This is a genomic window from Cerasicoccus frondis (assembly GCA_031296915.1).
Lineage (GTDB): Bacteria > Verrucomicrobiota > Verrucomicrobiia > Opitutales > Cerasicoccaceae > Cerasicoccus > Cerasicoccus frondis.
Window position 1 is genome coordinate 44614 of sequence record JAVDPC010000007.1, and the last position, 19789, is coordinate 64402.

The window sequence follows — 19789 nt, forward strand, 5'->3', positions numbered from 1 at the left end:
CATACCATTGATATTTTGGGTCAATGGCAAAAATCAAGCATGTGATTAGGCTGTTCGAGTATTACCAGGCGCCAAGCACCTGATTAGATATTTTCTCGGCGAGGGAACGCGTCAGGACTGGCATTGCCTGATATTCGGACTGAATGAACCCACCGTTGGTAAAGGCCTGCTGCGTGGCCGTGATGTTTCGTTGGTCGATGTAGACCTCGCCAGTGCGGTTATCGGTCAAAGTGATGGTCGCGGTCAAAATGAGCGTAAAGGCGCGAGCGGCCTGGGTGTCTGTCGATTGCGTGGCGGAGACGCCCTTTTCGTAGTTGCTCAGGATGATGCTCAATTTGGCGTCAGCCCCCCCCTCGGCGACCTTGACCTGGCCGCTTTGGTTGAGGTCTTCAATGACTTGCGAGGCCAGGGTGACTTCTGCTTGTGGCGCGAAGGAGCGATTGATGATCGGTGGAACGTAGACCGTCTTAAAGGGCACTTCCACCTTGTCGCCCAACTGGTAGTTGGCGCAGCCTGAAACCAGCCAGATGCAAAGCAGAACAGGAAAGAGCGAGAGCAGGCGCATGGGGTGTGTGGGCATCGATTAACCTCCGGCGGGCACGTCTTGGTTTTCCGCCTGATCCTGCTGGAACTGGTCGATGGCCTTTTGCTCCTTGGTGTCTGGGCCAGGAGGATTGTAGGGAATCATTTGGTCCGGATCCAGCGGCTCAATCGGCATCGGGATCAGAGCGCCAGTTTCCGGGTCCACAAAGTAATCGTCGATTGGCGCGCCGACGCCTTCGTATTCCTTCACGTCGTCGCCATCCACGGTTTCCAGGGCTTCGGCGCCGGGAGTTTCCAGAAAGGCTTCGGACTGCTCGATTTGGAAGGCTTGGTCTTCGAGCGCGTCGATCTTGGACTGGTCTTCGTAGGCAGTGTAGCTTGGGCGCTGGTAGCGGCCGAAAATCCAGTCAACCGGCGTCATTGGCGGCTCTACGCCTGAGTCGATTTTGGCGATCATTTCCTCAGCCTTCTTGGCAATGGCTGATTGTGGAGAAACCGTGATCGCTTCCCCATACATTACTCGGGCTGCACGTGGGTTGTTGCGATATTTCCAGTAGAAGTCGCCGACTTCATACTTACTCTCGGCCAGCGTTTCGCGCATATAGTAGAGGCCGGCTTCGGCTTCGTAGGAGCCGGTGCTGTCCGGGTAAAGAATCAAATAATCCTGGTAAAAACTGACTGCTTCGCGAGTCGCTCCCTGATCCCAGGAGGGGCCTTGCACGAGGGAGGCATAGACATCGGCCAGCTGGAGATACGCGTCAGGCGTCAACACGCTGTTCGGGTAATTGTTGATCAGGCGGTCGAGCGCGTCGATGGCGTCTTCCGGCTTATCAGTGTCGCGGCCCATGAGCGCAATGTTCATGAGCGAAAGCGGTGCGTATTCGCTGAATGGCGCAGCGGCGACAATTTCCTCATAGACTTCGATGCCCACTGCTGGTTCGGGGAACCATGGGATCGTGCCCCAAAGGTAGGGGATCGAGCCGTCCTGAACTTTCTCCGCCAGATTATACATGGCTTCGATGACAGCGTTGAAATTATCATAGTTGGGGTAGCGCGCGATGATTTGCTGGAATTCCTCCTGAGCGCTTTCAAACTGGTGGCGCTCAGTGTAGATTTTGCCGCGCTGGAAGTGGGCTTCGGGTGCGTAGATGGACTCCGGGTAGTCGTCAATGACGTCATCGTAGAGGTCCAATGCGCCGCCGAGGCTGCCGTCTTCTTGTTTAGCCCGGGCTTGATTCATCAGCTCCAGCGCAGTACCAGTGGGGGCTTCCTCCAGCGTGTTGCCAAAGAGGGCCTGAGTTGCGCCGCCTTCCATCCGCCAACCTTCTTCCGGCGTCCAAATCAATTTTGCCTGAGCGACGGATACGCTGATCGCCAGAGCCGATACGATAGTTGCGAGTTGGAAGTTTTTCATAGCTGCCACAAAACCATCTAAAGATGCCTCAGCGGGCTCTAGCAAGCCGAATTCGGTTATCAATTTTCAGTTTTCGATTTTCAAAGCTCAATTCCATCAGCGTTTTGCGCTTTTAGCTGCAAATTGAAAATTGATAATTGACCATTGAAAATGGATATTTGACTACTCCGGCCAGCGCACAATCGCGCCGCCCCAGGTGAGGCCGGCGCCAAAGGCGGTCAGGAGAATCGCGTCGCCGGGACCGAAACGGCCCTTTTGGCGGGCTTCCCACATGGCAATCGGCACGCTGGCGGCAGAGGTGTTGCCGTAACGGTCGATATTCACGTAGAAGCGATCCATCGAGACGCCAAGCCGCTTGGCAATGGACTCAATGATGCGAATATTGGCCTGGTGTGGGATGAAGCACTTGATGTCTTCGGGCTGCAGGCCGTTTTTCTCGATGGTCTCCAACGTGATGTCGCCCATCTCCCGCACGGCGTGCTTAAAGACTTCCTTGCCGTTCATCTTGAGGAAATGCTGGCGGGTGGAAACGGTCTCTGCTGAGGCGGGTTGGCGTGTGCCGCCAGCGGGCATATTCAGCAGGTCCATCTTCGAGCCATCGGCGCGGAGGAGGATTTCGCCCACGCCGATATTCGGAATATCGGAGCGTGAAAGGACGGCGGCGCCGGCCCCATCGCCAAAGAGGACGCAGGTGGAGCGGTCTTGCCAATCGAGGATGCTCGACATCTTTTCCGAACCGATGATCAGTGCATTGCGATAAGCTCCAGACTGCATCAACTTGGCCCCGACTTCGAGGATGTAGAGGAAGCCCGAGCACGCGGCCACCACATCGAACGCGGCGACTGGTTTGAGGCCCAGATGCGCCTGCACGAGGCATGCAGTGGAAGGAAAGGGGAGGTCCGGGCTCATCGTGCCGACAATGACCAGATCGATTTCGTCTTTGCTGACGCCCGCATCGGTCATGGCGGCTTCGGCGGCGGCGGCGGCCATTGACGAAGTGGTTTCCTGCTCACCGGCCAGGCGGCGCTCGGCGATGCCGGACCGGGAGCGGATCCACTGGTCAGACGTATCAATGACGCGCGTCAGGTCGTCGTTGGTGACGACCTTTTCCGGAATGCTGGTCCCGAGACCAGAGATGATTACCGAAGTGGGGGTCATGATTTATTGAGTGGAAACTTGGATCCAGTCCACGTAGGCGGTGGATGATTCGTGGGTGTTGTCGCTGTCGGCCATGATGCTGATCACGGCGTCGGCAGGAGGCTCCTCGCCGAAAGCAGCGCGAAAGTCTTCCAAAATGTTGACCCGCTCTTCGTGCCACTGTTTCAGGTCGCCTGAGCCGGAACGTTTGACGATGATGCGCGCGCGATCGGAGTAAGGGCAAGGCAGAATGTTCTGTGGCAGGTCACTCCGGTTGGCGAAAACGTAGTGGAGGACCTTGGCGGGTGGATAATCGCCCCAGACCAGCTTTTGCATTTTGAACCAACGGCGCTCGGAGGCGCTGGCGGTGTTGGGGTCAAATTTAAAGCAAACACTGACGCGCAGGGGAAAATCGTCGCCGTCCTTTTGCTCAGCGTTGCCTTTGATGAGGGTGTTTTCGACGTTCCAGCGCCAAGTTAGGATTGGTGTTGTCGCCGGTTGAAATTTATTCGCCAAGACGATGGCTGAAACGGAATCCTGCGAAGTTGCGCAAAGATAGCCCTCGGGCGTAATGCTGTATTGAGAGTTGGATTGGAGCGGGAAATCGAGCGTTTCCCAGTTTTCCATCTGGTCAAATTGCTCATCCAGCAGTGGGGCAAAGGTCGCCGGAGCGGTGGAGAGGCCGTGGGCGGAAATAAAAAATAAACCACCCCCGAGGGCCAGAGCCGTCAAGCGGGGGAGCCAGTGGGAAATCGTCATTCGGTAAAAGTGCGTCTTGGTCGGGGAGCGCCGGCAGGGGCGCGCGTTACTTTATGTGTTGTCCGCCGATGTGGAGGCCATCGCGGGAGCTTTCATGATGCCGTTGCCTTTTTCAATGTCTTTTTGCACCTGCTCTTCCATATCGTGACGCAGGGTTTCGAGCGCGATGCGGATGGCGCTGCGGATGAAGAAACGATCACTGGAGCCATGGGTCTTCAGCACCAGATGGTTTAGGCCAAGGAGGGGGGCGCCAGAGTAATTATCCGGCGAAAAGGTCTTCTTCATCGATTTGAAGGCGCCTTGAGACATGAATGCGCCAAGCTTGCGCACTGGGCTGGCCATCAACTCGTCTTTGAGCGTTTCTTTGAGCGTCCCGTAGCAAGACTCCAGGGTTTTCAGCAAAATGTTGCCGGTAAAGCCGTCGCACACGACAACGTCGACGACGTTCTTAAAGGTATCAAAGCCTTCGACTGGCCCAATGTAGTTCATGATGCCCGCTTCGCCGATGCCTTTCATGTATTCGTGGGCCTCCATGATGCGCTTCGTGCCTTTGCCCTCTTCGGTGCCGATGGTCATGAGTCCGACACGGGGATTCAGTTTGCCGGTGGCGGCGGTGTAATAGGCCGAGCCGAGGATGGCGTTGTGGGCGAGCTGGGTGGACGAGGTTTCCGGCTGGGCGCCGGCGTCAATTAACAGAAAGTGGTGGTTACGGCTCGGAATAATGGTCGCCAAGGCTGGGCGCTCGACGCCGGGCAACTTCCGCAGCATGAGTGTAGCGGCGAACATCAGGCTGCCAGTATTGCCGCAGCTCACGGCGGCGCCAGCTTGGCCATCGGCTACCAACTTGAGGGCCGAGATCATGGACGAGCCCTTCTTCTTGTAGCTCTCCTTGGGCTTGTCATGCATGCTGATGACATCCGGGGCGTGGTGGATGCTCACACGGGAGTCACTCCCCAAGCCGGCTTCGTCGAGCAGTGGCTTTAATTCGCCTTCCGGGCCTACGAGGATGACGTTTTTCAGCGCCTTAACCTCATCTAGGGCGAGACGTGTGGCGGCGACAACCTCGGCTGGGCCAAGATCCCCACCCATTGCATCGACAGCGATTGGGTGATCGTTGGAAGAAGGGTTGCTCATTGGCGCTTGAGGCTGTGTTTGTCTTGCCCCGGGTCAAGCTGAGATTCTGGGGATGCAGTCATTGGTGACGAATTTAACCCTGGGATGTGCGAACTGGGCAACTCCATGTTATCTCTATTTGCCAGGGGAGCCGACCAAGTGGCGCTGATCGTAAACTGACAAACAAAAAACCCGGCCATGACAGCCGGGTTGGAAAAGTTTGGTTGGACAGGTGAAGCTTACAGCTCGACTTCCACGACCTGACGACCGCGATACATCCCGTTGGCCGGGTTGACGTGGTGCGGCTTGAAGGTGGTGCCGTCGTTGTTGTCCTTGGCGAGCAAAGGCGCCTGGAAACGGTTCGCGCCGCGGCGAAGACGGCTGCGCTGTTTGGATTGCTTGCGTTTGGGTTGTGCCATGACGAAAGGTGTTAAGGTGGTTCCGTGATTCGGGAAAAGTGAGGAAAATGGACGGCGCCAGCCCCATCGTCAATAGAAAATTGCATCATTTACTGGCATCGAATCGACGAAAGCGGCGTTATTCAGCGTAAGTTTCTGATTTATAGGCGCTAAGTAGCGTTTTTCGATCAATTTCCGTTCATTTTCAGCCTCGCCATCATTCCTGATTATCAATCAGGAGCTTCATGAGTGGGAATTTGCTGACGCCGAAGGGGAGGACAACGGTGCGTGTTTCGCCGGATTCGAGCATGATGGTGCGAAAACCGGGGTTGACGCGATTGCCGTCAGCAAAGATGCCCACGAAGTCTTTTGGCTCAAGCACCTGCCGCCCGTCCATGAGGTTTTTGAGGGTGACCATGGCGTAGCGGTCTCCTCCGGGCGTGCTCATCGTGCGGAAATTTACAATATCGATGTAGGCGACATACGGCTTGAGCGAAGTTTCGTCTTCGTAGTACTCGACTTCGTCCTCAGAAATGACACGGCGGTCAAACGTGGCAACCGAAGCTGGATCCAGAGCCAAGGCTTGGTTGGCGATGAGAAGAGCGAGCAGGACGAGTATGGTCTGTTTCATGGCTGGTTGGGTTGGTTATTTTTTCGAAAGGAGATCGAGCAGGGCCTCGCGATCAGCGTCGGACAATTCACTGCCTTCGATGATGGCCTTGGCATCGTATCCGCTGGGCCAGTTGCGGGCTGCGCGCTTGGCGATGTCGAGGCGCAGTTTGTCGTTTTCAATTTCGGGCAGCCAGTCAAACGCGGTCGTGGGGTCGGCCTCGTAGGTGGAGGCAAACAACGCCATGACGGCGACATCGCGCTCGGGCCCGCGCTCGAGTGAAGCGGTGTATTCGGAAGCCTCCAGCGGGTCGTGACGGAACCACGAAAAATAGACGGCGCCGTATATCTCGGCCTGATCGCGGTAGTCTTTGGCTTCGACGTTGGGTAGCCAGGTGGCGGCTTGTGCGGGGTTGGCGTCCGCGTAGTGGTTGAGGATGTGGCGCTTGTCGTCGCGGTAAAGCGCGTTGAAACGCTCGGCGCCGAGGTGCTCCATCAGGCCAGCCGGATCGTTTTGCGCCCAGTAGCGGTAGGCCTTGCGTTCCAGTTGGCGCGCAATATCGGGGTCGGTCACTTGCTCCAAAAAGGCCAGGCCTTGTTCGGGGTTGTTCTTCACCAGAGCCGAGGCCAATTCATTCACGGCGGCTTCCTGAGTTCTCTGGTCGAGGCTGAGGAATAGGCTCTGCGCGGTGGCGAGGTCGGTGTTCGTGTAATGATCCAGCAGGGCCGTCATTTGTTCGCGTTTGAGGCGGCCATCGGGCTGTTGCTGAATCCACGCCAGGGCTTCGTCGGGATTGCTTTGCGCCCACTCCTGGATCACTCCTGACATGAGATGCTGGTGGGCGGCTCCGCGCGGCAACCCGGCAATGTAAGCCAACGCCGCAGCCTGATCTTGCTTGAACAGTCCCTTGATCGCTTGCTGGACTACTTCGTCCTGAATGTGGCCTTGCAGGTGCTCGAAGGCAAAGTTGAGGAGCTTTTCCGGCTCCTTTTCGCTGAGCGTCCACTCGTTGAGATAAGGGCGGGGATTGGGCAGGGATGCAAGGCTGGCTAGCGCGGCGTCGGGATCGCGCTGCATCCATTGGCTGTAGATCGTGTGCATCATGTTATGCCGGATGTAGTGCTGTGGAATCTGCGCACTCAGCTCCAACGCGACGACTGGGTCTCCACTGGCCAGGTGTTGAAAAATGCCTTGATAAGCCTCAGCGAGGTTATTCCCAGGCGGCAAAGTCTCCAGTGCGGCCCAGGCGCCTTCGATGTCCCGGTCCGCCCAGATCTTGAAGATGTTCACATACACGCTGTATCGCGTTTTTCCCGGAACCTGGCGGATGAGTTTCAGCGCCAGATCAGGCGCGGTCCAAGTCAGGTATTGGCCGACATCCAGCAGGGTCGAATCACGCTGGTCTTCTGGGAACATCTGGAGCGCCGCCATGCCACGGGCTTCATCTGCCAGGAACAGGTATTTCATGACCTGACCAGTGATTAGCCCGAGCTGCTCCTCACGGCCGGGCTGGCTCAGGCAATATTGCAGCGCCCCTTCGGGGTTGAGCTCGGCCCAGCGTTGGCCCAGAAGCTGGAGGTAGCTATTGCCATCGGCTTGTTCGGCCAACGCCATGAGGTCCTCTTCAGTCATCTTTTGCGCCAACAACCGCAGTTCGAGTTCTTTGCGGAATGACACTTTGCCGTTCAGGCGAATTTCCTCAAACTTCGCTATGCGTTCGGCTGATGTGCTGGGGGACTCGATCTCGACAATTTCCAGAGGCGCAGATGCTGATTCGGAACTCTCCCCGAGTTCTTTCGGGGCGCTCGGAGTGGACTGCTTCGCGGTGGACGGAGTCGGCTCGCCGAGGAACCAGCCAATGGCCAGGCCTGCGACGGCAAAGGGAATGGCGAGCAGCGATTTCACTGGATCACCTCTTTCAACAGCCGGTTGATTTCATCGACGTGCAAATCGCTTTGGCGAAGTGCTTCCTCGGCGGCTGCGGGGTCTTGCTTGACCCAGCCATAGAGGACGGACTTGACGTTGCTGACGCGCTTTTCGGCGTCGTCGATGTTGGCCGCGTAGCTGAAGGCGGATTCCGGATAATATTCCATCGCAGCATATGAGGCGGCAGCCAGGGCGGTGTCCCGCTGGTCGCCTTCAGGCAGTGCGAGGGCAGCGGCGCTGGCTTCGTCGGGGGAGTGTAGAGTCCAGTATTTGAATGTGCTGTAGATCGCGGATTGGGAGGATTTACCCGGCTCGAGGCTAGTCGCCCATTCGGCGGCTTCCTGCGGGTTGGACTCCGACCAGCGGAAAGCCATCAGGCCGATATTGTCGGACACATCGATGTCATGCTCGGCTGCGTATTGCCAGGCGCTAGGCGCGTCCCGGTTGGCCCAATTGCTCATCATGCCGCGCATCATTTCTCGTTGCATGTCGGGGTCGTCGAGTTGGGCAATCATATCCGCGGCGATCTCATTGTTATAAGAGCCAAGTCCACTGGCGAGCTTACGCAGGTTGGCTGGAGTGCGGTCATCGGTGGGGAGGCTCATGAAATAATCCATCGCCGCCTGCGGTTGATGGGTGGCGAAGCTTTCAATGATCTCGCCATACGCCTGGTTGCGTTCTGGCCCAGCGGACTGGGTGGTCAGCCATTGCAGCGCGGCTTGGGGGTCCTGTGCCGCCCATTGGCTGGCGACATGGCGCATGGAAGCGGAAAACGCTTCGCCGTAGGGCAGGCTGTCGATGATGGCGGCGGCTTCAGCTGGCTTTTCACTGGCCACCTGCGACATGTAGTAGTTCATGAAGTGATCAAATTGCTGGCCGTCGAGGACTCGTTGGAAGACGGCAACGGTCTTGGCCGGTTCGGCCCGCGGCGCATTCCAGTATTGCTGTTGCAGGAGCTCTTTTTTCGTGGCGGATTCCGGCATCTGGGCCATGGAGGTCATGGCGGCTTCGATATCCCGATGCATCCAGCTACGGTAAACGCTTTGGAGAATCGTGGTGTGGGCATTGGCGTCGGTGATGCGGAGCGCGGTGTCCACGGCGCCTTGAGGATCGTCTTCAGCCATTGCGCTGAAGTAGCCGGTCCAGGCCATGTTTTGCGCCGAACCGGGGGGGATGAGAGCGATGACGGAGCGCGCGTAGTCCGGATTCTCTTGGTAGAGCTTGCGCGTGAGGGTCTGGTAGCTCCATTCGTTGATATTGAGCGATCGGCCGCTCTGTATTTCTGCGACGAAGCGTTGCGGGTCGTGGCTGGCGAGCAGGCTGAAAATGCGCTTTTCCGCCTCGTCTCGGGCGTGGCCGGTTAATTGATCGAGGGTGGCGAAGGCGACGTCGGGATCGTGGGTAACGAGATAGCGGTAGAGCCCGTGATGGAGTCGGTAATTGTCGGGGTCGGCTTGAATTGCCCGGATCAGCCCATCGGGGTCAATCTCGGCCCAGCGCTGGAAAAGCTGTCCCGTGAAGTGGCTGTTGCTGCTGGCGAAGGCGCTTAGCTCGGCGGCGCTCATTTGCTCGATGGCGCGCAGGCAACGGATCTGATCTTCCAGTCTAGGAGACTCTAGCAGCCGGAATACTTCGGCCTGTTGGATTTTGTCTTGGGCAGCGAGTTCTGAGTCAACTGGTGTAATGTCCCCCGCAGTCATTGTCTGCGCTTGCTCCGGACTTTGCGCACGCAGAGTTTGTGCATGGGCAGTTGGTTCTGGCGTCAGCGAATGATGCGCCAACCAACCGACCGCAATGGCGGCGAGGGTAACGGTGGGGATGATCCAGGGGGCGGACATGATTCAGCGGCGGGTTACTCGAATTTTAATGAGGACTGGAGCTTTTTGATTTCCTCCTCGGACAAATCACTGGCCAAGATGGCCTCTTCGGCGGCGTAAGGATCTGGCCAGTCTCGAATGACCCGGCTGGTTTGTTGCTGGCGTTTTTCGTTGTCGTCGATGCCGGTCGCCCAGTCAAAAGCGGACGCCGGGTCGCTGCGCCGCACTTCCTGCACGAGGTTGACGACGGCGCGGTCGCGGGAATCGCCGGTGGGCAGCTCGGCAATCCAGATCGAGGCCTCGTATGGATCGTGGTCCAGCCAAGCCTTGGTCACCACATCAGTCATACTGGGCAGAGACTCCTCGCTAACCTGATCCAGCCAGGCCGCAGCGCTGGCGGGGTCTTTGCGGGCATAGGCGGACATGATGTTGCGTTGTGCGCCGTTTTCGAGTTCGGCGAAGCCCGTTGGTCCGATATAATCCATGCAGGCCCAAGGGTCCTGACCGGCCCAATTTTGCAAGATGGTGTTTTGCAGGGAATCGGGGCTTTGGTCGGAGGATTGTGCCTGCGCCCAAGCCAAGATGTTTTCCGCGCCAACTTCCGACATTGCGTTGGCGAAGCAATAAGCGGCTTGTTTCTGCGAGTCTGGATCGAGGGTCAGGAAATACGCTTTGGCGGCCTCGTAATCTTCCTGCATGTATTTATCCATGAGGGTGCGGGTGTAGTCGCGCTTTTCCTGACTGTTGGGGAGGGACTCCAACCAGGCTAGCGTTCCATCGCGGTCATCGAGAAATTGCGCGGCCAAGAGCTGGTTCATGGCGTTGCGGTAGTTGTTGCCGTAGGGCAATTTTTCAATGTATGCTGCGGCGGTCTCCCGGTCCCTTTGAATCATGGCGCTAAGCGTGCGGTTCACGAAGTTGTCCTGCTGCCTGCCATCGAGGTTGGCTAGCGCCCAGTCGAGGATGATTTGAGCCTGCTCGCCTTTGAGGTTCCAAATTTGGATGAGATACTCTGGGTTGCGCTCATTCGTTAGCGCAGAAAGGGCGGCTTCGGGGTCATTTCGGAACCACTCTGTGTAGAGCGTGCTTTGGATTTGCCGTTGCAAGTCGAGGTTCGTAATTTCCGCCGATCGCGCAAAAGCCAAGTTGAAGTCTGTATCCTTCAGTGTGTTAAAGTAGCCTTGGATGGCGTGGCGGTAGGCTTGGGGGGGGAGATTGCCGATGGCCGCCCAGGCGGCTTCCGGGTCCTCCAGCGTGAGCTTTTGAAAAATGCTCTGGTAGGTGTAGTCGTAGGTGGTTCCGTAGCTGAGTTGCAACTCAAGGGCGAGCGTCGGGTTTCGTCCCATGGTGTCGTGGATGAGCATGTTCAGGCATTGTTTTTGCCGATCCACAGGCATTTGTTGAATGAGATTGAGTGCGCCCTGAAGGTCGTCCCGCGCCCAATTGATCACGATGTGATGCAGGAGGTATTGGTTGAGTTTGTCTTCGGGGTCTTGCAGGTAGCGCGCATAGGCGCCCTCGAGATCCAATTCTACCCAACGGGCCAGAAGCGTATGGATGGCCGCTTGGTTTTTCACATTATTCTCTAGTTTATCGAGGCTGGTGAGGATTTCCTCCTCACTCATGGATAAGACCAGGTAGCGCAGATCGATTTGCATTTTGAATTGGTTGAGCTTCTGGCTGATGTTGACCAACTGGCTGAGCCTTTCGTCGAGGCTGCCATCAAGCTCGCCACGGTAGATGGCTTCCGCGATTTCGCGATCCGTCATGCGGTTTGTTTTGGAGCGCCACCGGGCCTCGGCTTTTTCAACGAGTATCCCCTTGCCGTCGCCATTGGAGAGAAGGGGGGGCGTCTCGTGGTCATTCAGCATCCAACCAAGGCCAAAGGCGCCGAGCATTAAGAGTAGACTGAGGGCGAATTTCATTCGAAGAGCTCCTTGTTCAGGGCTTCTTTTTCCGCGTCAGTCAGATCACTGGAGTCGAGCGCCTTTTGCGCTGCTTCGGGGTTGAAGTTCTTCCAAGTGCGCAAGCTCTCTTTGACGTTTTGCAGACGGCTTTTTTCGTCATCGATTTCCAGCGCCCAGCCAAACGAGGTATCGGGTTCGTAGCTGCGGATGTCGCGGACAATTACTTCAACGGACTCATCGCGCAGCTTGCCCTCGGGCAACTCTGCGACCCAGGTTGACGCCGCATAGGGATCGTGTTGCAGCCAATTACGAGTGACTTCGCGTGTGCTGGATATTTGGCTTTTTTCGTCCTCCAGGCTGAGCGCCCAGGCGGCTGCCTCCTCGGGGTCATCTCGGGACCAGCCACGGGCCAGGTTGCGTGCAATGTTATCCGTCATGTCTATCTGCTGGCGCGCCAGATAATCCAGTGCTGTGGAGTAGTGTTCCTGAGCCATGCGTTCGATGAACACGTCCTGCATTTCCTGATGAAGCTTGGGGTCGGCGATTTGTTGGACGAGTTGTTCCGCAATTTTAGGGTCGGCGCGTATCGCTCCATCGAGAATGCGCTGTGCGATGCTGGACCTCGTATTGCCAAAGTCAGCTTTCAGGAAATAATCAATCGCGCCAGCGGGGTCGTACTGCGCATAATAGCCAAGCGCGCTGTTAAAGCCGCGGTCGACTTCTTCGCCTGGAGGTTGGGCGGCCAGCCAATTGATCGCGGCTTGGGGATCGTTTTGCGCCCATTCTGAAACCAGCCGGTCGAGCGACAGTTGGTAAGCGTTGCCATAGGGAAGCTGCTCGACAATAGCTGCGGCGGACTCAGGGTCTGTGCGCACGAGATTGGAAATGTAATTGCTGGTCGTATGGTCCTGGGTGCTCCCATCCGTCATGCGGTTGATCAGTTCGATGGTCGCCCAGGGATCGTCTTTAGGCAGTGACCACGAGATGCTTTGCAACAGATCACCCCGGATTTTAGGTGAGTCGATATTGGCTAAAGATGTCATGGCGGCGTCACTGTCTTGGTGGATCCATTGCTGGTAAACGCCGCGCAGCGCATCATCGCGGGGTTGGCCAGCGGGGAGGTCGAGCGCGAGAGTCCAGGCTTCGGCCGGGTTTCCCATGGCGAGTGACTGGATGTAGCCCTGCCAAGCCCGGGATTTTTCCTTACCGTCAGGTAATTGTTCTATGGCGTTACGGGCTGCGTCGGGGTCCTGGGTGGACCAGTTTTGGAAAATGGTGCTGTAGAGGTCGTTCGGCTGTTTGATCTCATCCATTTCCTCAAGCATGCGCAGGGCGCGTTGCGGATCCTGTCGGGCTATTGTCAGGAGGAAAGACTGCTGCGCCCATTGTTTCTGCCGTTCATCCACCCGCTCCAAGAATTTCCGGGCTTTGGCGGTATCGTTGACGCTGATGTTTGAGAAAATACTCCAAACGTGGATGGATGGGTCTTTGCCGCTGAGGAGTAGCTCGAAAGCGGCGTCGGGATCACGCTCGATCCAGTGATTGAGATACAGGTGCTTGTGGGGGGAACTGGGTAATTCGTCAATCAGCGCCCGGAGTTCGCTGGCGCTCATTTGCTCGACGAGCTGAAACCTGCGCAGCTCATTTTCGAGGCCATAGCTCAAGTCCAGACGGAGCACTTCCTCGTAACGGTCTTGGGAATCCTGAGGCAGCGGGGCAATTTCTACTTCTGTAGCCGAGCTGATTTCTGGGGGGGAGGGGGCGGTCGATTCCGCCATGGGCGCTGGCGATACATGAACGTCAGCGACTGTGGTCAACGGGCTCGACGCCTCCCATGCTTCGCGTGCGTACCAGCCCGCCGCGATGGCGACGGGGGCAACAAGACAGAGTATCCAGTAGGGTTTCACCAAAATCAGGAATTAGACACAGTTTATGGGATTAGGCAACAGGAGTCGGAAACGGTTCCCGACAAGCGCCATCTTTTCGTAAAAGAAGGAGACGGCCATAACTTTTTGCTTCAACCGTGGCGTAAGATGCGGCACCCTTGCGTTTTATGGCATCCACGATTAACGAGGCTGATTCCGCCCAACTTTTCGAACGCGCGCGCCAATTGATCCCCGGTGGCGTTAATTCGCCGGTGCGGGCGTTCCGCTCGGTGGGTGGAGCGCCTTTCTTCACGAGGTCGGCCCAGGGCAGCCGCCTGACTACGGCGGACGGTCAGGAGTTGATCGACTATGTGTGCACTTGGGGGCCCGCTATCCATGGCCATAATCGCGCGGAAATACGGGATGCCATTGCGGAGGCGCTGGCCAAGGGCACGAGCTTTGGCACGCCAAATCCTTACGAGGTCGCTATGGCGGAGCGAGTGGCGGAGCTGGTGCCATCAGTGGAAAAGGTCCGTATGGTCAATAGCGGCACAGAGGCGACGATGTCGGCCATTCGTTTGGCGCGAGGCTACACCGGGCGCCACAAGATCATCAAGTTTGCCGGCTGCTATCATGGGCATGTGGATGCGTTGCTCGTTGCGGCGGGCTCTGGCGCGCTGACTCTTGGGAGGCCAGATAGCGCGGGCGTGCCGCCAGCGTTTGCCTCGGAAACCATTGTATTGCCCTACAATGACAGCGCTGCGCTGGAAGCCGCGTTTTCGGCGCGAGGGCCAGATATCGCGGCAGTCATTGTGGAGCCTTACCCGGCGAACTGCGGGCTCATTCTTCCGCTTCCGGGTTACTTGGAGGAAATGCGTCGCCTGTGCGACAAACATGGGGTGGTGCTGATTTTTGACGAGGTCATGACGGGCTTCCGCGTGGCTAAAGGCGGAGTGCAGGAGCGCACGGGCGTGACGCCGGATCTCACGGCGATGGGCAAGATTATTGGCGGAGGTTTGCCAGTGGGCGCCTTTGGCGGTAAGGCCGAGATCATGGATATGCTGGCTCCCGAAGGGCCCGTCTACCAGGCAGGCACGTTGAGTGGCAATCCGCTGGCGATGGCGGCGGGCATTGCCGCATTGGACTTGCTGCAGGCGGAGGACCCCTATGCCCGCCTGGACGCCATGGGGCAAAAAATCCGCGACTCGCTAGAAGCGGCTGCGCGGGAGAAAGGCCTGCCTTTGCAAGTTCCCCAGGTTGGTTCCATGTTTGCTCTGTTCTTTACTTCAGAGCCAGTGACCCATTTTGAGCGCGCGCTTTCCAGCAATAAGGAAATGTTTAACCGAGTGTTTCATCATGCGCTGGAAAATGGCGTTTACCTGCCTCCCTCAGCGTATGAGACATGCTTTATCAGCACGGCGCACAGTGATGCAGATATTGATCGGACCGTGGAGGTCCTCATCGCAGGACTCAGTCAAATTTGACCGATTGACTATTTTCCCTATGCTAGGAATACCGTATCGACCGAGGCCGTTCTACAGGGTTTTATGTAGTTTCTGCGGCGGTCGGAAAATTCCGAAGTAAATGTAGCTAAGGCGGATGCGTGTGCTTGCCTTTAGGCGCGGCCTACCCTAGGAATGCTACCACGTGTTTGCTTACTTCTATAAGTCGTTTCCTTCATTGGCGGAATTGCCCTCGCTGTTCAGCACGGATGATTTTCCGCTGCGCTGGCAATGTGGAATCTGGAGTGAGACGCATGGTTGGGTGCATATCATTTCGGACATCGCGATCTGGTTGGCCTATATGGCGATCCCGTTCGCGATTTTTTATTACGTGCGGAAGCGCCCGGATGTGCCGAACCAGCCGATGTTTTACTTGTTCATCGCCTTCATTATGTTGTGTGGGATTACTCACTTGCTAGAGGCAATGATTTTTTGGTGGCCTGCCTACCGATTTCTAGGGCTGATGAAATTGCTCACGGCGATAGTATCCATCGCGACGGTGATCGGGCTTTTGCCCATGTTGCCGAAGCTGGTAGCTGCGCCCACGACTAAGGAACTGGAGGGAGAGATTGCCCGGCGTAAAATATCGGAAAAGCAAAACGCGGAGAGCGAGGAGCTGTTTCGCAACGCCATGAAATACGCCCCAATAGGCAAGGCGATCGTTTCGCTGGACGGTAAATTCCTCCGCGTTAATCAAAAGCTTTGTGAGCTCTTTGACTACGAAGAAGATGAACTGCTCAGTATGGATTTTCAGCAGATCACGCATGCGGACGACTTGGATAAAGACCTGGAGCTTTTCCAGAAAACGGTGGCTGGTGAAATCGATGAGTATTCGTTGGAGAAGCGCTATCTAAAACGGAATGGCAGCATTGTGCATGCGCTGCTGAATGTCGTCCTCATTCGTTCCGATGGTGAGCCGCAGTATTTCATTTCTCAGATTGTTGACATCAGTACGCAGAAGAAGCTTTTGCAACGACAGGAATCACTGATCCATGAACTGGAACAAAAATCCAAGGACATGCAGCAGATCGTTTACGTGGCCTCTCATGATCTGCGTTCGCCTTTGGTGAACATTATAGGGTTCAGTTCAGAACTCGACGCCACGGCGAAAGATTTGGAAAAGCAACTGCGTGCGGGCGAAAGTCTAAGCCCGGAAGTTGAAGCAATTTTAAACAATGATTTGCCGGAGATGCTGCACTTCATTGGTTCGAGCGCCCGGCGGATGGATCGTTTGCTCAAGGGGCTGCTTCAGTATTCTCGGTTGGGTCGTTACCAATTGGTCACCCAGCGCTTGGATATGAATCGGCTCTTTGACGACATGCAGCAGGATTTGTCATTTCAGCTCAACGAGATCGGCGCCACGGTGGAGATTGGAGAGCTCCCTGATTGTTATGGAGATTTGACGCTTATCAGCCAGTTGTTCGCGAACCTTGTCGACAATGCGATCAAATACCGCTCGCCTGATCGGCCGCTGCATATAAAGGTGAGCGCCGAGGTATTGGCGATGCACATTCGCTACTCAATCGAGGATAACGGCATCGGCATTGATGAAAAATATGTGCGCAAAATTTTCGAAGTCTTTCATCGCTTGAATCCCGATCAAACGGCGGGCGAAGGGCTTGGCCTGAGCATTTGCAGCCTGATCGCCCATCGGATGGAAGGCGATATTTACCTGGATTCGAAGTTGGGCGCGGGATCAAAATTCCACGTTGAGTTGCCACGCGATGAAATTACATTATCGGAAAGAGCAGACGCCATTGCTGATGCCGGTCTGAACCAAGATTTCTTTCACTCATGAGTAAAATTGCCAACGAAGTTACTATCCTGCTTGCCGACGACGATGCGGGGCATCGCCAGTTGATGCGCCGTAATTTAAAGCGTTTCAAGATCGCTAATGACATCATTGAGTTCGAAGACGGGCAGGGCTTGCTTGATTTTTTCCGAAAAGCCCAGGACAGCGGCGCCTTAGCCAGGATGGCCTTTGTGGTGTTTCTCGATATCCGCATGCCCAGAATGACTGGCGTGGAGGTTCTGCAGGAGCTTAAGGCGGACCCATACCTGAAGCGTGTGCCAGTGATTATGGTGACGACCACGGATGATCCGGCGGAGGTGACGCGTTGCCATGAGCTTGGTTGTAGTAATTACGTGACCAAACCTGTGGACTACGATAACTTTGTGAAGGCGATACAAAACCTTGGCCTGTTCCTCTCGGTGGTGCAGGTGCCGCGCTTAGACTGACGAACGACATGAGTTCTGAAATCGGCAACAGTCACATCATTATCATCGACGATGACGCAGGAGTTCGGGCCATCGTTCGGCGCCGACTCGTGAACCTTGGCATGACCGTGACGACGGCGGCGAATGGACAGGAGGCGATTGCCAGGCTTAGTGAGGCAGAGGCAAATTTTGACCTGATGCTCTTGGACTACATGTTGCCAGACACCAATGCCGAAGAGTTTTTGACGGAGCACTGGGAGCAAGTGGGAAGGCCGCCTTTTATTGTGCTCACGGGATTTGGGGATGAGCGACTGGCCGTCAAGTTGATGAAGCTGGGGGCGGAAGACTACATCACCAAAGATGCGGATTTTATCGACCACATGCAGTCTGCGGTCGAGCGAACGCTGCGTCACCTGGCAGGCCAGCGTCGTCTGGGGCAAACAGAGCGGCAGCTCAAGGAAAGTGAAGAGCGGCTCAATCTCGCCGTGCGTTCGGCAGGCATTGCCGTTTGGGACATCAATATGGTTGATGGCACGGCGGTCATTGATGACCGCTGGCGCGCGATTGTCGGCGTGGAACTGCCTCAGAATCCAGTGCCCATGAAACGGCTGTTGGAGCTTATATCCAAAGACGATCAGGAGTACTTCAACAAGCGTTGGAAGGCATTCTTGGGCAGTAAATCGAAATCGCACAATTTCGAGGCCATGTTCCGCGTAAAGAATCCGCGTGATGGCAAACGCTGGGTGGAGTGTCAGGCAATTGTCGTAAGTGGTGATGGAGGGCGACAGCCCCATCGAGCGATTTGCACGCTGCATGATGTGACGGATAAAATGATGGTGCGCGATATCGAGGAGCAACTACGCCGCGCCCAAAGGTTGGATACCTTAGGCACTATGGCCGGTGGCATCGCGCATGACTTTAACAACGTGCTGGCCTCGATCATGGGTTACAACGAGCTGACGATGCGGGACCCAGGCAACGCGGTTTTTGTTCTGAAGAACGCAAACCACATTAGCCGCGCGGCGCAGCGGGCGCGTGAAATTATTAAGCAGATCTTGCTGTACAGTCGTCGTGGAGAGCCAGAGATTCGGCAAGTGAATCTGGTTGCGATTGTCGACGAGGCGGTTGGTTTCATTCGCGCCGTGGCGCCGCCAGACATTCAACTGATTACACAGTACGACATTGATACCGCCATTATCGATGCGGACTCAGGGCAAATTAGCCAAGTCATCACGAATTTACTCAGCAATGCTGCGCATGCTATGAAGGCCCGCGAAGGCTCCATTAGCGTCCACGTTTATGATGCGAGCACCGTTGCGAATGATTGTAGCTGTACGGATGTGATCGCTAAACAGCTCTATGTTGTCAAAGTAAAGGACGATGGCCCCGGGATACCGGAGAATATTCGTCATCGCATTTTCGAGCCATTTTTTAGCACCAAGCGCAAGGGGGAGGGCACAGGTTTGGGCTTGGCGACTTCGCAGGGCATCATCAGTTCGCACGGTGGTCGAATCACTCTGGATAGCGAACCTGGCGAAGGCGCTTGTTTTTGCATAACGCTGCCCAAATGCCGGCGTAATATCCCTTTGGTCAAGGAGGACGAGCAGACGCCTCTGACCACACCAAGCACTTTGCGAGTGTTGTTGGTGGACGATGAAATTTCTCTGGCCGAGGTGACTACGCAGCTATTGATGATGCATGGCTATGGGGTGGATGCATTTCACGATCCACAGCAAGCCCTCGATTTTTTCAAAGAAGATTCTTCGGCCTATGACGTTGCTATTTGTGACTACAGCATGCCCCGCCTGAATGGATTGGAGCTCATCAGCAAGCTGCATCAAATCAATCCTGACCTGCCGTGCATTTTGGTGACCGGTAATCTGGACGATAAACAGCATCCGGAGTTTGAAGGCGCTTCGCATATGGTGCTGCTGCACAAGCCGTATTCACACGAAGAGCTTATGGCGGCGATCACGGATATTGTCCCGGAAGAAGTTATTTCAGAAAAATTCTGAGCACTGGGCTCGACTGTCCGAAATCATCGGGCCAACAGACATTCCGCTAGCAGATTATCGAGCAAATATAGCACTTTTTATCTAACTTGATCGATCAGGCCGCAGTGATTTTTCGTGTCCAGCAAGGCGGCTTGAGCGCGGCAGGCTACATGCGGCAAAATTATTCTGGATCGGATGAGTTAAAAAGGAGTACGGGAATCTCAGGCGCGCCTTTCACGTGGGCCCATTGGGAAACGGCATTGTGGTCGAGTATGGCGTTGCGCTGTATCTCGTAGTAGCTTTTTTCAGGAACTAGAAATGAGTGCGTTTCGCGCGTATCTTCACCAAGGCAGATGAGGTGATACTGTTGCTTGCTGTTGACGAATCGGTTGTCGAGTTTGTAGGTGCGTGGCGGAAAAATGCGCTTCCCCGTGACGGCCCAACGCTGCGGAACAAAATCAAAGGGCAGCCAAGACAGCATGACTTGCCGGGCGCGCAAGTCTTTGCTGCCAAAGACAAGGAAACCGCCCAAACTCAGGATAATGACTAGTAATGTGAAAAATGTTTTCTTCATTAGAGATCGCTTG

Annotated in this window: 16 protein-coding genes; 4 read left to right on the forward strand and 12 right to left on the reverse strand. The window is 56.0% G+C overall.

The features are described 5' to 3' along the window. Positions 1 to 61: 61 nt before the first annotated feature. From lptE to RBB63_RS07630, 11 genes are all read right to left on the reverse strand, one after another. Positions 62 to 580, reverse strand: coding sequence for an LPS assembly lipoprotein LptE (lptE, locus tag RBB63_RS07580; RefSeq protein WP_309382737.1), 519 nt, complete (start codon positions 578 to 580; stop codon positions 62 to 64). 3 nt (positions 581 to 583) lie between these two features. Continuing rightward, positions 584 to 1957, reverse strand: coding sequence for a tetratricopeptide repeat protein (locus RBB63_RS07585; RefSeq protein ID WP_309382739.1), 1374 nt, complete (start codon positions 1955 to 1957; stop codon positions 584 to 586). Positions 1958 to 2119: 162 nt separating this feature from the next. After that, positions 2120 to 3115, reverse strand: coding sequence for a beta-ketoacyl-ACP synthase III (locus RBB63_RS07590; protein WP_309382741.1), 996 nt, complete (start codon positions 3113 to 3115; stop codon positions 2120 to 2122). A gap of 3 nt (positions 3116 to 3118) precedes the next feature. Next, on the reverse strand, positions 3119 to 3853 hold the full coding sequence (locus tag RBB63_RS07595) for a DUF3047 domain-containing protein (RefSeq protein ID WP_309382743.1): 735 nt from the start codon (positions 3851 to 3853) through the stop codon (positions 3119 to 3121). Positions 3854 to 3904: 51 nt separating this feature from the next. Beyond that, positions 3905 to 4987, reverse strand: a complete 1083-nt coding sequence (gene plsX, locus RBB63_RS07600; RefSeq protein WP_309382745.1) for a phosphate acyltransferase PlsX — start codon at positions 4985 to 4987, stop codon at positions 3905 to 3907. 218 nt (positions 4988 to 5205) lie between these two features. Beyond that, positions 5206 to 5385: a 50S ribosomal protein L32 gene (rpmF, locus tag RBB63_RS07605; RefSeq protein WP_309382747.1), complete on the reverse strand. Its 180-nt coding sequence runs from the start codon at positions 5383 to 5385 to the stop codon at positions 5206 to 5208. Between the two features lie 196 nt (positions 5386 to 5581). Beyond that, a complete protein-coding gene (locus RBB63_RS07610; protein WP_309382748.1) occupies positions 5582 to 5995 on the reverse strand; it encodes a hypothetical protein in 414 nt (137 codons plus the stop codon). A gap of 15 nt (positions 5996 to 6010) precedes the next feature. After that, a complete protein-coding gene (locus tag RBB63_RS07615) occupies positions 6011 to 7879 on the reverse strand; it encodes a hypothetical protein (RefSeq protein ID WP_309382750.1) in 1869 nt (622 codons plus the stop codon). Further along, complete coding sequence (locus RBB63_RS07620) at positions 7876 to 9738, reverse strand: hypothetical protein (RefSeq protein WP_309382752.1); 1863 nt, start codon at positions 9736 to 9738, stop codon at positions 7876 to 7878. The genes RBB63_RS07615 and RBB63_RS07620 overlap by 4 nt, the downstream gene beginning before the upstream one ends. Positions 9739 to 9752: 14 nt before the next feature. Next, positions 9753 to 11642, reverse strand: a complete 1890-nt coding sequence (locus RBB63_RS07625; RefSeq protein ID WP_309382754.1) for a hypothetical protein — start codon at positions 11640 to 11642, stop codon at positions 9753 to 9755. Continuing rightward, entirely contained in the window at positions 11639 to 13531 is a 1893-nt protein-coding gene (locus RBB63_RS07630; RefSeq protein ID WP_309382756.1) for a hypothetical protein, read from the reverse strand. Before RBB63_RS07630 ends, RBB63_RS07625 begins: the two co-directional genes overlap by 4 nt. Before the next feature lie 146 nt (positions 13532 to 13677). On the opposite strand from RBB63_RS07630, the gene hemL reads away from it, so the two are divergent. The 4 genes from hemL to RBB63_RS07650 all read left to right on the forward strand — a co-directional run bounded on the left by hemL (position 13678) and on the right by RBB63_RS07650 (position 19223). Then, positions 13678 to 14973 (forward strand): glutamate-1-semialdehyde 2,1-aminomutase, encoded by a 1296-nt coding sequence (hemL, locus tag RBB63_RS07635; protein WP_309382758.1) that lies wholly within the window; start codon positions 13678 to 13680, stop codon positions 14971 to 14973. A 163-nt stretch (positions 14974 to 15136) separates the two neighbouring features. Continuing rightward, a complete protein-coding gene (locus tag RBB63_RS07640) occupies positions 15137 to 16789 on the forward strand; it encodes a sensor histidine kinase (protein WP_309382760.1) in 1653 nt (550 codons plus the stop codon). After that, positions 16786 to 17229, forward strand: a complete 444-nt coding sequence (locus tag RBB63_RS07645; protein WP_309382762.1) for a response regulator — start codon at positions 16786 to 16788, stop codon at positions 17227 to 17229. Before RBB63_RS07640 ends, RBB63_RS07645 begins: the two co-directional genes overlap by 4 nt. Before the next feature lie 8 nt (positions 17230 to 17237). Further along, complete coding sequence (locus RBB63_RS07650; protein WP_309382764.1) at positions 17238 to 19223, forward strand: ATP-binding response regulator; 1986 nt, start codon at positions 17238 to 17240, stop codon at positions 19221 to 19223. A gap of 160 nt (positions 19224 to 19383) precedes the next feature. Here the strand turns inward: RBB63_RS07650 and RBB63_RS07655 are convergent, their stop codons facing one another. Then, complete coding sequence (locus tag RBB63_RS07655; RefSeq protein ID WP_309382765.1) at positions 19384 to 19776, reverse strand: hypothetical protein; 393 nt, start codon at positions 19774 to 19776, stop codon at positions 19384 to 19386. Between the last annotated feature and the right edge of the window lie 13 nt (positions 19777 to 19789).